The 12,405-nt window shown below is 61.5% G+C and carries 15 protein-coding genes; 10 read left to right on the top strand and 5 right to left on the bottom strand.

What is annotated here, in order from left to right; translation table 11 throughout:
- Positions 1-80: 80 nt before the first annotated feature.
- The 5 genes from K6I40_RS11885 to ugpC all read left to right on the top strand — a co-directional run bounded on the left by K6I40_RS11885 (position 81) and on the right by ugpC (position 5,968).
- A complete protein-coding gene (locus K6I40_RS11885; RefSeq protein ID WP_222919194.1) occupies positions 81-1,190 on the top strand; it encodes a Gfo/Idh/MocA family oxidoreductase in 1,110 nt (369 codons plus the stop codon).
- Between the two features lie 306 nt (positions 1,191-1,496).
- A complete protein-coding gene (locus tag K6I40_RS11890; protein WP_255681991.1) occupies positions 1,497-2,825 on the top strand; it encodes an ABC transporter substrate-binding protein in 1,329 nt (442 codons plus the stop codon).
- A 23-nt stretch (positions 2,826-2,848) separates the two neighbouring features.
- The gene (locus K6I40_RS11895; protein ID WP_222919195.1) at positions 2,849-3,829 is read left to right on the top strand and encodes a sugar ABC transporter permease; all 981 of its coding nucleotides are present in this window, start codon (positions 2,849-2,851) and stop codon (positions 3,827-3,829) included.
- 64 nt (positions 3,830-3,893) lie between these two features.
- Positions 3,894-4,763, top strand: coding sequence for a carbohydrate ABC transporter permease (locus K6I40_RS11900; protein WP_222919196.1), 870 nt, complete (start codon positions 3,894-3,896; stop codon positions 4,761-4,763).
- A 65-nt stretch (positions 4,764-4,828) separates the two neighbouring features.
- Positions 4,829-5,968 carry a sn-glycerol-3-phosphate ABC transporter ATP-binding protein UgpC gene (ugpC, locus tag K6I40_RS11905; protein ID WP_222919197.1) on the top strand — a complete coding sequence of 380 codons (1,140 nt, stop codon included), beginning with the start codon at positions 4,829-4,831 and terminating at the stop codon, positions 5,966-5,968.
- 84 nt (positions 5,969-6,052) lie between these two features.
- Here the strand turns inward: ugpC and K6I40_RS11910 are convergent, their stop codons facing one another.
- From K6I40_RS11910 to K6I40_RS11920, 3 genes are all read right to left on the bottom strand, one after another.
- Positions 6,053-6,790, bottom strand: coding sequence for a DUF4013 domain-containing protein (locus K6I40_RS11910; protein ID WP_222919198.1), 738 nt, complete (start codon positions 6,788-6,790; stop codon positions 6,053-6,055).
- A 120-nt stretch (positions 6,791-6,910) separates the two neighbouring features.
- Positions 6,911-7,642, bottom strand: coding sequence for an archaeal proteasome endopeptidase complex subunit beta (gene psmB / locus K6I40_RS11915; protein ID WP_222919199.1), 732 nt, complete (start codon positions 7,640-7,642; stop codon positions 6,911-6,913).
- A gap of 170 nt (positions 7,643-7,812) precedes the next feature.
- Positions 7,813-7,983, bottom strand: a complete 171-nt coding sequence (locus K6I40_RS11920) for a hypothetical protein (RefSeq protein ID WP_222919200.1) — start codon at positions 7,981-7,983, stop codon at positions 7,813-7,815.
- A 306-nt stretch (positions 7,984-8,289) separates the two neighbouring features.
- Here K6I40_RS11920 and K6I40_RS11925 point away from each other — a divergent pair, with 306 nt between their 5' ends.
- The 3 genes from K6I40_RS11925 (at position 8,290) to tenA (ending at position 10,176) form a co-directional block, all read left to right on the top strand.
- Positions 8,290-8,646 carry a DUF555 domain-containing protein gene (locus K6I40_RS11925; RefSeq protein ID WP_222919201.1) on the top strand — a complete coding sequence of 119 codons (357 nt, stop codon included), beginning with the start codon at positions 8,290-8,292 and terminating at the stop codon, positions 8,644-8,646.
- A 194-nt stretch (positions 8,647-8,840) separates the two neighbouring features.
- Positions 8,841-9,380 (top strand): CBS domain-containing protein, encoded by a 540-nt coding sequence (locus tag K6I40_RS11930; protein WP_222919204.1) that lies wholly within the window; start codon positions 8,841-8,843, stop codon positions 9,378-9,380.
- 118 nt (positions 9,381-9,498) lie between these two features.
- Positions 9,499-10,176 carry a thiaminase II gene (tenA, locus tag K6I40_RS11935; RefSeq protein WP_222919205.1) on the top strand — a complete coding sequence of 226 codons (678 nt, stop codon included), beginning with the start codon at positions 9,499-9,501 and terminating at the stop codon, positions 10,174-10,176.
- A gap of 66 nt (positions 10,177-10,242) precedes the next feature.
- On the opposite strand, the gene K6I40_RS11940 is transcribed toward tenA, so the two are convergent.
- Positions 10,243-10,656, bottom strand: a complete 414-nt coding sequence (locus K6I40_RS11940) for a MarR family winged helix-turn-helix transcriptional regulator (protein WP_222919206.1) — start codon at positions 10,654-10,656, stop codon at positions 10,243-10,245.
- A 140-nt stretch (positions 10,657-10,796) separates the two neighbouring features.
- Here K6I40_RS11940 and K6I40_RS11945 point away from each other — a divergent pair, with 140 nt between their 5' ends.
- Positions 10,797-11,345 (top strand): hypothetical protein, encoded by a 549-nt coding sequence (locus K6I40_RS11945; RefSeq protein WP_222919207.1) that lies wholly within the window; start codon positions 10,797-10,799, stop codon positions 11,343-11,345.
- A gap of 31 nt (positions 11,346-11,376) precedes the next feature.
- Here K6I40_RS11945 and K6I40_RS11950 read toward each other — a convergent pair whose 3' ends face one another.
- Positions 11,377-12,033, bottom strand: coding sequence for a helix-turn-helix domain-containing protein (locus K6I40_RS11950; protein ID WP_222919209.1), 657 nt, complete (start codon positions 12,031-12,033; stop codon positions 11,377-11,379).
- A gap of 137 nt (positions 12,034-12,170) precedes the next feature.
- Between K6I40_RS11950 and K6I40_RS11955 the strand changes: the two genes are divergently transcribed.
- Positions 12,171-12,395, top strand: coding sequence for a DUF2892 domain-containing protein (locus K6I40_RS11955; RefSeq protein ID WP_222919211.1), 225 nt, complete (start codon positions 12,171-12,173; stop codon positions 12,393-12,395).
- Positions 12,396-12,405 lie beyond the last annotated feature (10 nt).

Here is a 12,405-nt window from a genome sequence, read left to right on the forward strand (position 1 = left end):
AACCGGACGCGAACGACAGCGAAATGGCTTGTTTCTCAGTTTACTGCCATTGCTACTGTAACGAAATCGAGTATTTGGACATGATTGGCGACGGTATCGGGGTCGGAATTGTCGGCCTCGGCGGGATGGGTAATCTCCACGCGAAGAGCGTGCGAGCACAGGGTGCCGACATCGTCGCCGGCGTGGACCTCGTCCCCAAGAAACGCGATCAGTTCGCCGACGAGTTCGGCGCACAGACCTACGAGACCCACGAGGAACTCGTCGAAGACGACACGGTCGACGCCGTCATCGTGACGACGCCCAACCGATTTCACGAACCGATCGCCGTCGCAGCGCTCGAGGCGGGCCTGGATGTCCTCGTCGAAAAGCCCCTCGCACACACTCTCGAGAGTGCAGAACGGGTCGCCGAGGCGGCAACTCGTTCCGAGGGAATCTGTATGGTCGGCTTTCATAACCGTCACGCTGCGTCGATGGCCATGTTCGACGAACAACACGCGCGCGGTCGTTTTGGCGACTTGACCCATATCGAGACCAACTACGTCCGCCGACGCGGGGTCCCCGGTCCCGGCTCGTGGTTCACCGATCCCGAACTCGCAGGCGGCGGTGCCCTGTTGGATATCGGCGTTCACGCGCTCGATCTCGCACTGTATGCGCTCGACTTCCCCGAAATCGTCGAAGTAAGCGGCGTCACCCGGACGACGTTCGGCACCAGCGAGGACTACGCCGACCCTGAGGGCTTCGGCGACAACTGGGACGCTGAGGCCGAAACCTATGAGGTCGATGACTCTGTCAGCGCCTTCATCCGCACTGCTGACGGCCAGACGATCTCGCTCGAGGCCGCGTGGGCGACCAACCGCGAGGAGAGCATGGACTTCCGCGTGCGCGGCACGCAGTCCGGTGCCCAATTCGATATCGGCGACACCGATCTGCAGATTCTCGAGGCCGGAACCGCCGGCTGTGACCACTACGCCGACATCGACATGACCGGTGACTCGTCCGTGACCGGCTATGGGGAACAGGACGAACAGTTCCTCGAGGCGATCGCGACGGCTGGCGACCCGGAGACGAACACGGTCGAGGAGGCCCTGACCGTCCAGCGCGTGATCGACGCGATCTACCGCTCGAGCGAGTCTGGTCGCGCGACCCAACTCGCAGAGCCCCAGCTCGAGGCGACGACGAGACTCCCGTAGCATGGCTCCGTAGCAGGCCGTCGTCTCACCGATCGACTCTCAGACGAGTTCTCGAAACGAGAACGCCGTTCGTCCAAGCGGACCTTCTGTTTTGCGCTACCTCTCTCGAGGGACGACCGATTTGAGCGCTCACTCGATCCAATCGACTCGAGTTTCGGGCGAGAATCGACCCGTGAAACCGCAAAGATCCCTCGATACGGCGTTTACTGCATGGTGGGGCAGTCAGACCTCGCGGTTGCTATGCGAACGTCCATCAAAGATTTTAATACACTATATATCACAATCGTTCGACTAGGAGCCTTAACTATGAACCGAAGAAATATTGATAAGAACGGGAAATCGCGCCGCGCAGTGTTGCAGGCGACGGGCGCAATCGGTGTGGCTGCAGTCGCCGGCTGTCTCGGTGGGGGAGGCGATGCGGAAAGTCTCGATGACCTTCTCGAAGAGGAGCCGGACGAGTTCGAACCGCTCGAGATCGGCCACTGGTGGACCGCGGGTGGCGAAGAGAAGGCCTTCAACGCCCTCATCGAGGGATTCAGCGAGGAGTATTCCGATATCGAGGTCAATCCGTCGCCGTCGCCCGGTGGTGCCGGCAGTGCACTGGAGACGGACGTTCGTAACCGAGTCGTCGACCAGGACCCGCCGAGTACGTTCCAGGTCTGGCCCGGTCAGTCGTTGACCCTCTACACCGATGACGATCTGCTCTATGACATCGAGGGCCACGTGTGGAACGACGATATGCGAGAGGCGTATCTCGACGGCCCGATCGAGGCCGCACAACCGAGTGGGGATTTCGTCGCCGTCCCGATCAACATTCATCGATTGAACAATCTGTTCTACAACGTCAACGTCATCGAGGACATCGGTGTCGACCCGGACTCTATCGAGAGTCCGAGCGACCTGCTCGACGCGATGGCGGCCGCCGACGACGCGGGCTACGTGGGCATGGCCCAACAGACCCAATCGGCGTGGTCGACGCTCCAGTTGTGGGCACAGGTCCTGCTCGGCGAACACGGTGTGGATGTCTACCGGTCGTTCATCGACGGCAACGTCGAGGAGAACGAGGACGCAATCCGTGACTCCCTCCAGATCGTCATCGACTACACCGACTACTTCAACGACGACGCGAGTTCTCTGGACGCTTGGGACGAAGCCAGCGCATACATCAACCGAGGCGAAGCCGCCTTCTTCCACCAGGGCGACTGGGCCGCCGGGGAGTACGAGGCCGATGAGAACATCGAGTACGGCGAAGACTGGGATCTCGCCGCGTATCCCGGCACCGCAGGGATGTACGCACTGGTCATGGACTCGTTCGTCTTCCCGAAACACAGCCCGTCGCCGAACGCGACGGTTCGATTCCTGCGATACTGTGGTACCACTGACGCTCAGGAGCGGTTCAACCCCCCCAAGGGGTCGATTCCGCCGCGAACTGACGTCTCTGACGAGGCGTTCACGCCGTTCTTGCAGGACCAGATGGCGGACTTTCAGGAGTCGGACGACCAGCCGCCATCGATTGCCCACGGCCTGGCGGTGTCACCGTCGGTCCAGACGGAGATCGAGGGCGCGTTCGCCAACTTCATCGACAACTGGGATGTCGACGAAACGTACGGCGACCTCGTTAGCAGCTTCGAGTAAGGTACGTCGCCTCCATCAGACACATGGATTCATTACGCAATTCGTTTCGACGACTTAACCCGCTGACCAGGGCCGAGAGTGACCGGTCAGCCACCGAGGGGACGGCCGAAAGTCGCACGATACTCGATAGCGACTTCGTACAGTCGATGCCGTTCTGGCTGCCACCGACGTTGATGGTGTTGCTGTTCGTCTACGGGGCGATCGGCTGGAACGTCGTGATCTCGTTTACCGGCTGGTCTGGACTGGGCCAACCAGAGTACGCGAACTTCACGCTGGAGATGTACCGCCAACTGCCGGCGGACCAGAACTTCCGAAAGTCGTTCATTAATACGGTCGTCCTCCTCGTTTCGTTTACCGGCGTTTCGTTAGTTGTCGGGCTGGGGCTCGCCGTGCTCGTCGACCGCAAGATCCGGTTCGAGAACGCGTTCCGGACGATCTATCTGCTCCCAATGGCGCTCTCGTTCGTCGTCACCGCGATCTTCTGGTCGTGGATGTATCGGTCGGGCGAGGACGCTGGCCTGGTCAACACGACGCTGCAAGCCGTCGGGCTAGACGCGTTGGCACAGGATTGGCTCGGGGATCCGCGGTTCAAACTCGCCGCGGTCATCTTCGCGCTCGTCTGGCAGTTCAGTGGCTACTGTATGATCGTCTATCTCGCGGGCTTGCGCTCGATTCCCGACGATCACTACGAGGCGGCCCGGATCGACGGTGCCTCCACCCTGACACTGTACCGGCGCGTGATTATCCCGCAGCTCCGCTCGTCAACCATCGGCGCGGTCGTCGTCCTGATGGTGTTCGCCCTCAAGGCGTTCGACTTCATTTACGTGATGTTCGGGACCAACCCTGGTCGGTCGGTCGACATCCTCGCGGTGACGATGTACCGCGAGGCGTTCGCCAAGACGCAGTGGGCGTACGGCGCGGCGATCGCCGTCGTCTTGTTCCTGCTGGCGCTGTCGATCATCGGACCGTACGCGTACACGCAGTACAAACGAGGTGCACTCTAATGCCGACACGCGACCACGAACACACGAACCGAACCGCGAGACGAACCGCACGGAGGACGGACCGATGACGACCAGCACCGACGAACCGAGCGGTCTCGCAGCTACCGTGGACGATATCGACCTCAGCCGGGTCGCCTTGTACGTGAGCCTGCTCGCGCTCGTCACTGCATACCTTTCTCCGCTGTACAGCGGGCTGACGACGTCGTTCAAGACAGTCGGGGCCTTCCGAGACACGTCGCCGCTCATCCCACCACTCGGGGGAGTAACATTGGATCCCTGGATGACCGCGGCCGGCGAGCTGGCACCCGCGATGGTCAACAGCTTCGCGCTGACGATCCCCGGCGCGCTGCTGTCGGCGACGTTCGGCAGTCTCGCGGCCTACGGCCTGACGAAGGTCAACTGGCGGGGACAGGCCTTCCTGCTCGCCCTGTTTCTCGCAGCGGTCTTCATTCCGTATCAGGCCGTTCTCGTCCCGCTGCGACAGTTCTGGTCGATCGTCGGGCTCTCGCAACTTCACGAGCGCGGCGAACTGGTCGAACTGATCATCACCCACATCGCCTACGGGATCCCGATCTGTACGATCCTGTTTCGATCGTACTACCAGACGCTGGATGACGAACTCATCGAGGCGGCTCGCCTCGACGGGGCGAGCGTCGCGGGAATTTACCGAAAGATTGTGTTGCCGCTGTCGATCCCGATGTTCGCCGTGACGCTGATCTACCAGTTCACGCAGATCTGGAACGACTTCCTGTTCGCGTTAGTCCTGCTGACCTCGCAATCGAACTTCGTCGTGACACTCCAGTTGAACGCGCTGTCGGGATCGATGACCTCGCAGTACAACGTTCAGATGGCGGGTGCGTTCATCGCCGCGTTGCCAACGATACTGGTGTACGTCTTCTTCGGAGAACAGTTCGCCAAGGGACAGACGATGTGAGATGGGTAGTAATGAAATGAGACACCGAGAATCGACGGCTGAACACGACAACACACCGAGACACAATGGCTGATCTACAGCTCGACAACGTAAGCAAAGTATTCGCAGACAGCGGCAACGAGATCGTTGCCGTCAACGACGTATCGCTCGAAATCGACGACGGGGAGTTTCTGGTCCTCGTCGGCCCCTCCGGCTGCGGGAAATCGACAACGCTCCGGATGGTCGCGGGCCTGGAAACCGTCTCCGACGGTGCCATCCAGCTCGGCGACTCCGTTATCAACGATCGACAGCCGAAAGACCGGGACATCGCGATGGTGTTCCAGTCGTATGCGCTGTATCCACACATGACGGTCCGCGAGAACATGTCGTTCGGGCTCCAGGAGTCGACCCCGATGCCCGACAGCGAAATCACTGATACAGTGGAAACTGCCGCCGAAATGCTGGGAATTGACGAGCTACTGGACCGGAAGCCCGGCGAACTCTCGGGCGGCCAGCAACAGCGGGTCGCACTCGGTCGCGCGATCGTCCGCGACCCGGAGGTGTTCCTGCTCGACGAGCCCCTGTCGAACCTCGACGCCAAACTCCGATCGCAGATGCGGACGGAACTCCAGCGATTGCAAGAGGATCTCGACGTAACGACGATCTACGTCACCCACGATCAGACTGAAGCGATGACGATGGCCGACAAGATCGCCATCCTCAACGACGGCCAGCTTCAGCAAGTCGGGACGCCACTCGAGTGTTACCACGAGCCGGCGAACCGCTTCGTCGCCGGATTCATCGGCGAGCCGTCGATGAACTTCTTCGACGTGAACCGCGATGGCGACCAACTGGTTCACGACGACTTCGCCTACGAGCTCTCACCGGACGTCGAGAGCCGCCTCGATGGTCACGACGAGCTCGTCCTCGGAGTTCGCCCCGAAGACATCGAGGTCCGGTCGGCGGCCGACGACGCCCACAGCTACGAGATGTTCGTCGACGTCGTCGAACCCATGGGGAACGAGAACAACGTCTATCTCACGTTCGACGACGGGGGCACGGAGTCGTTCGTCGCGACGATCGACGGCATGCAACACGTCGAGGAAGGCCAGTCCGTCATCGCTCACGTCCCCGAAGACTCGATTCACGTCTTCGATCGACACACCGGCCAAGCACTCAGGAACAGAACGCTGAATACCAGAACACTGCCCGAACCGCAGATATAGCCTCGAGCGATTCGTTCGGTCCGGGCTCGACTCGTTTTCTTGCGACCGCGGTAGGAGTAGCGTCTCCTCGAGTCGCACCGATCGTTACCGATCGAGATCGGCCGTCGCCGTTTGATAGCCGCGTGCTATGAGGCGTGCCGCAACGACGTGTGCGTAAAACGTAACGAAGGCCGCGACGACGCCGAACGCCGTCGCGCTCGAGAGTGCAGTAAGCAGGAACGCCCAGCCCGGGACGACGAGCAATAGGGCGAACACCCAAGCGGTGAAGTAGCCGACGTGTGTGAGCACCGGGCGCTGTCCGCGGGGGTCGATCGCCTTGCGGAGGCGGCGACCGTTGGCGAGACGGCCGATCCCTGCGGGATAGACGTAGCCGAACGCGAGGGCGAGCACGAGAGTCGCCGTCGAAGCGCCGAAAAACAACAGCGTTCCCATGAACCCGGCCGACGTCGGGTCGATCGGTGCTCGAGTCAGCCCGACGAGCGTTACGAGAACGATAGCCGCTGAAACCGAGATATAGGCCGCCGAGAGTACCAGTAGCTCGAGGCCATCGCGACACAGCCCGCGGAGCGGTCGGAATCCCGGTGGCACGTCGTCGCCCGTAAGAGTCGAATCGAACACCCGGAGCAGGTATCCCAGTAGTACGATCACTGCCATCACCGCCGGAGCGACAAACAGTGGCGCGAAGAGCGTCGACGTGGCGGCCACGGTCATCTGGAACGCGATCGATACCGAGATACCGAGGAGTCCGCCGATAGCGAACAGATCCAACGACCGCTCGCCCCGGAACGGATATCGCAGTCCCTCCTCTAGCAGTACTCCCATTATCGGCACGTATGGTCCCCGTCTAATAAGTGACTGCGATTCGAAAGACTGCGGTCGGTGACCCAACTGCTGGCTCACCGTCATCGTATCGCCCGGGGCCGAAAACAGCGATTGACCGGATTACAGGACGTCGTCGAAGTCGTGGTGGCCGTGGATGTCGACGCCCTCGTCGGTGATTTCCGCGAGGAAGACGCCGTTCCCGGAGCCGGTGTCGCGCTCGACCGCGGACTTGATGCCGCGGGCGGCGACGGTCTTCGCTTCCTCGGTGGACATGTCCGGTTCGTAGGCCTGCTCTAAGTGACCGTAGGCGAGTTGCATCCCGCTGCCGGTGACGGTGTAGTCGTCTTCCATGACGCCGCCGGCGGGGTCGATACTGTAGACGTGACTGCCTTCGTCGTCGACGCCGCCCAGGATCGGGTGGATGGCGAAGAACGGACCGCCGCGGGCGAAGTTCCCCGCGAGCGTCGCCAGCGCGTCGATGCTCATCTGTTCCCCGCGTCGAGCCTCGTAGAGGTTGACCTCGGCGCGAAGCGTCGAGATGAACGACTGGGCACCGCCGACGCTGCCGACGAGCGTGAGTGCGGCGGTCGGGTGGATCTGTTCGACCTTCTGAACGTTTTTGTTCGAGACGAACCGCCCGCCGAGGCTGGCGCGCATGTCCGTCGCGATGACGACGCCGTCGGCGGTGGAGATGCCAATCGTCGTCGTCCCGGTCTTATTGACGTTGTCCAGATCGGCCTGCGTCAGGTCGTTCTGGGGCATCGATCCGACCTCCGGCTCGTAGGGGTTCGGATCGTCGGCCAACTGGTCGACCGTCCGAGAGAAGTCGGAGTCGTGGGTGGGCGTACGCATTGATCGAACTCTACGGCCGGGACGGTATAAAACACCGGCGGTCACCACTGTGGTTTCCGCTTCCATCGGCTGCGAGAACGGGCGGCTCGAGCGGCGAATCGGGCCGCGATTCCGTGTCCTGCGGCTCGGTGATCGGTGGGCAGGAAAACCAGTCAGCGTCGGTCAGTCGATCAGTGCTGTGCGGCTTCGTAGGCCTCCTCGACGTTCTCGAGGACGCGGTGGACCGGCAGGGTGAGTCCGGCCTGGCGGGCGGCGATTGCAATCGGCATCGCGACGATGCCGATCATAATGCACAGTTGGTACAGTGCGAATAGGGTCGCGTGGTACGCGCGGGATATCATCAGCGTTCATCGATGCCCAGACGGAGGGTGTATATAAGCTTTCTTGAAAACTGGTATTTATAATGATCGTTACTGCTCTATCGGGTCGACGCCTGCTTGCGATTAAACTGCGCTTGCTGCAGGGACAACTCGAGGTGCACTCAAGTTGATGTACGGGTATGTCGGTGGCAATTGATCAGGGGATTTCTCATACGTTATGAGAATCATCCGATTCGCGTGCGCACTGCTACATCGGTGGTGCGGTGCGAGCGAGTGACGACACGGACGAACCGCAAAGCAGGAAACCCCCCGGACCGACCAGACCATATGGGAAATTATCTCGTCGCGATGGAAGCAGCATGGCTCGTTCGTGACGTCGATGCGATCGACGACGCGATCGGCGTCGCCGTCAGCGAAGCCGGGAAGCGACTCAACAGCGAAGATATGGACTACGTCGAGGTCGAGGTCGGCGCGACGGGCTGTCCGGCCTGTGGCGAACCGTTCGACTCGGCCTTTATCGCGGCCGACACAGCGCTTGTCGGCCTCGCACTCGAGATGGAGGTCTTCAACGCCGACAGCGAGGAACACGCCTCGCGAATCGCGAAGAGCGAAATCGGTGGGGCACTGCGCGACGTGCCGCTGTCGGTCGTCGACATGGTCGAGACCGACGCGGACGACGAATAGCGACGACCGAGACAGACCGCCGCACTGTCGACTTCGTTCTCCGTTTCGTCCGGACCACTGGAATAACTCGAGCGGTAGTTCTCGAGTGACGACATCCTTGAGCAGCGGACGAGATGAGCCGATTAGTTCCCGATCTGTCAGTCGGACCGAAACCAACCCAAAGTACTTTCTATAACCCGCAGTTATTGGCTCGTATGGAACTCCCGACGCCCGCGGATCTCCGACAGCGCCGTACCGAACTCGGGCTTACCCAGAGCGAACTGGCGGACACGGCCGACGTCTCTCAGCCGCTGATCGCACGGATCGAAGGCGGCGACGTGGACCCGCGCCTGTCAACGCTCCGACGGATTGTCAACGCCTTGGAAAAGGCCGAGAGCGACGTCATTCGCGCGGCGGATCTGATGAACGAGGCCGTCGTCAGCGTCGCGCCCGATGACCCCGTCAGCGAGGCTGCCCAGCAGATGGAGGAGGAGGCCTACTCGCAGTTGGCGGTCATTCAGGATGGCATTCCGGTCGGCTCGATCAGTCAGAGCGACCTCGTCCACCTCGATTCCGAGGACCGGGATGAGCCTATCGAGGAGCACATGAGCGAGAGCTTCCCGACTGTCTCGAAGGACGCAACCCTGGATGAAATCAGTAACCTGCTCGAGCACTACAAGGCCGTGATGATCACCGAAGCCGGCGAAACCGTCGGGATCATCACCGAGGCCGACATCGCCGCGCGACTCTCCTGAAGCGGCGGGGGCGTTCCGATTCGGTTCCGGTCCTGCTTGAGACGGCACCGCTCGCGCCTCGATCATTGGATTGTATCAATCAGTAATATTAGCGTTGGGTCCGTACATTCGGTCACCCATGGCAACCAGCGATCGGCTCCTCAAGGCGGGTACGGACATCTGGAACGCACAGAAGAGCCACCCCTTCGTAACGGAACTTGCGGACGGAACGCTCGACGAAGACGCCTTCCTGACCTGGGTGCGTCAGGATTATCGATACCTGCTCGACTACGCGCGCGTGTTCGCGATTGCGGGGTCGAAGGCCGGGGACGAGGAAACAATGACCCGGCTGTTCGGCATCGCCCACACCACTCTCGACGTAGAGATGGACCTCCACCGCGCGTTCGCCGCCGATTATGGGCTCTCTCGGCAGGACCTCGAGTCGGTCGACAAAGTGCCGACCTGCGTCGCCTACACCAACTTCCTGTTGCGGACCGCCTACGAGGGGACGCTCCCGGAGATCGCGGCCGCGATCTACCCCTGCGGACAGGGCTATCTCGATATTGCCGACCACATGGCTGAACTGGCACCCACAGCGGACCACCGATACACGCCCTTCATCGAGAAGTACACGAGCGACGAGTTCCGCGAGGTCGTCGATTGGATGCAGACGTTCGTTGATCGGTGCGGAGAACGCCATCCCGAGCAGTACGCGGCGATGGAGGAGGCCTTCCTCACGAGCGCTCGCCTCGAGTACCGGTTCTGGGAAATGGCCTACCGACAGGAGGAGTGGGGAATCTCGGCGTCGACAGAGTAGGCGGCTCCCGGTCGATCTCCGACCTGACCGCCTGCGCGGGATACCGCGAACCGGAGTGGGGACGCGTCACTCCACGTCGGGACGCGGCGCGTTTTCGTACTTGATCATCTTCTCGGGTTTATCGGAAATAGTCTCGTAGATCCGCTGGAGGGTTTCTTCGGCCGCGAGCAGGTTGTGACTCTCGAGAAACTCGCGTCCTTCGTCGGTCAATCGGTAGAACTTCCAGGGATAGCCCTGCTGGCGCTCATCCGCCGGCAGTGCGACTGCCTCGACGATTCCGGCGTCGATCAGCTTCTGGATGTGTTTGTAGACCGTCGCGTCGCTCACGCTGGGGTTGAGCCGCTCGAGTTCGTACATCGACGGTAGCCCCTCGGGGTGTTGGAGGATATTGGAAATCAGTGCGAACCGCGTTTCCTGCGTCACGAAGCGGACGAGTTCGCGGGCGGTCGCCCCCCCGGGAGTCCCCACGTCAGTGCTCATACGGCTGGCTACGGGGTGGGGGGCCAAGTAGTTTACCCTGGAGTAAATTACCCTGGCATAAATCACTGGCGACCGTATCAACTATCGGAAACGGAAATCACACGGCAACTACTATCCGTAATTCGCGAGAATCACCGGGTATGACGGATGACGATCCCCCGATCCCGGAGGCGGTCCTCACGAGCGCGACGGAGCGACTCGAGGCCGAGGAGCTCTCGCTCGCGGCCAACGAGGAGATCCTCCACGCGCTGAGCGAACTTCAGCCGGTCTATGAGAGCGAGCGGTCGTACTTCGTCCTCGGGAACTACGACCGCGAGCCAGTCCGGCGGCTGAATCTCGTCGTCGATCGGCTCAACCGTCGCTCGGACGCCTACGCCTTCCGGATGGTTGACGTTCGCGGCGAGTGGGACAACGGAATCCAAAAGTTCTGCCTGCTCGCGGATTTGGTCACCCACATCGTCGGCGTCGCCGAAAAGGAGCCAAGCGGCTTCCTGGTCGAACAGGGACTGCTCGCGGGCACAACGGAGCACTTCTCGAAGAGCTACATCCTGAAACGGGAGTATGAGGACGAGGACCGACCGTTCGGCTGGATGCAAGACGGCGTCTTCGACCTGCTCGAGGAAGAGGGCCGACTGTACCGGTGGGACACCGAGGCGGATCTCGTCGACGCCGCGGAGAAGATCCCGTGATTTCGGTCGTAGACCGGCGCTGAACGTCCGTTTACGTCTCAAACAAGGATGCCATCACCGTTGACTCAGCCTTCTGGAGGTGCTCCGCTGCGGTCGCGGTCGCACACCCCAGCTCGCGGGCGACGTCCTCGCTCGTCGCATCGCGCGGGACGTCGTAATAGCCGAGCTCGAGTGCTGTTTCGATCGCTTCGCGTTGGCGGGCGGGGAGCCGACCGACGACGCTGTCGGCAGCGACCCGTTTCCCACCGACCCGCTCGACGGTGACGCCGACTGCGTCGGGAACGCCGTCGACCGCGGCCTGGATGTCGGTCGCCGTCCCGATGACGGTGAACGTGTTCGTCCCGTCCGCGTTGCACTCGATCGGGGGTACCGTCATAAGGCTCCCGTTAGTGAAGATCTCGAACAGCGAGCGCGCGGCCCGCGAGACCTCGCCCTCGAAGAAACAGTAACACTCCCGATCGGTGATCGGGAGCACCTCGTAATCAGTGACCATCTCGTTTTCGGCGAGTACGCGTTCGAAACGGCGGTACTCGCCTTCAAGCTGGAACAGGAACGCCGTCGGCGGGGTCGCGACGTTCCAATTGACGATCAGTGCTCGCTCGAGATAGCTCGCTCCGCCCGCGAGGCGGTCGTATATCGGCGGTGCGTAGCTCCCTTGCGGACGCAGTGTTATGCAAACACGTTTCATAGATTTACGTGTCGAGATGGGGGTAAAAATGGTTGCTCTGCTGCCTGTTGTATTCGAATGGGGAACACCGGCTGCTTATAAAACCGGCCGAGATTTTCGGCCATATCGATTACTGGGTGCAGCCCCTTCGATCGAGTATGAAGCGAAACGTTGGCGGACTGGATCGAATCGTGAGGGGCGTCCTGGGTATCTGGTTGTTCGCGGTTACCGTCGCGGCACTCGTCGCCGATCGACGCGGTACCGCCGTCGCAACGGCGATCGCGGCGGCCGGCTTGCTGTTCAACGCGACGACGCGGTTCTGCGGCGGGAACTACTTGCTCGGTATCGGGACGACCGAGGGTGCGTCCTGTTCGCGAGAGTAACGTGACGGCG

This window comes from Natrinema sp. SYSU A 869 (assembly GCF_019879105.1).
Taxonomy (GTDB): domain Archaea; phylum Halobacteriota; class Halobacteria; order Halobacteriales; family Natrialbaceae; genus Natrinema.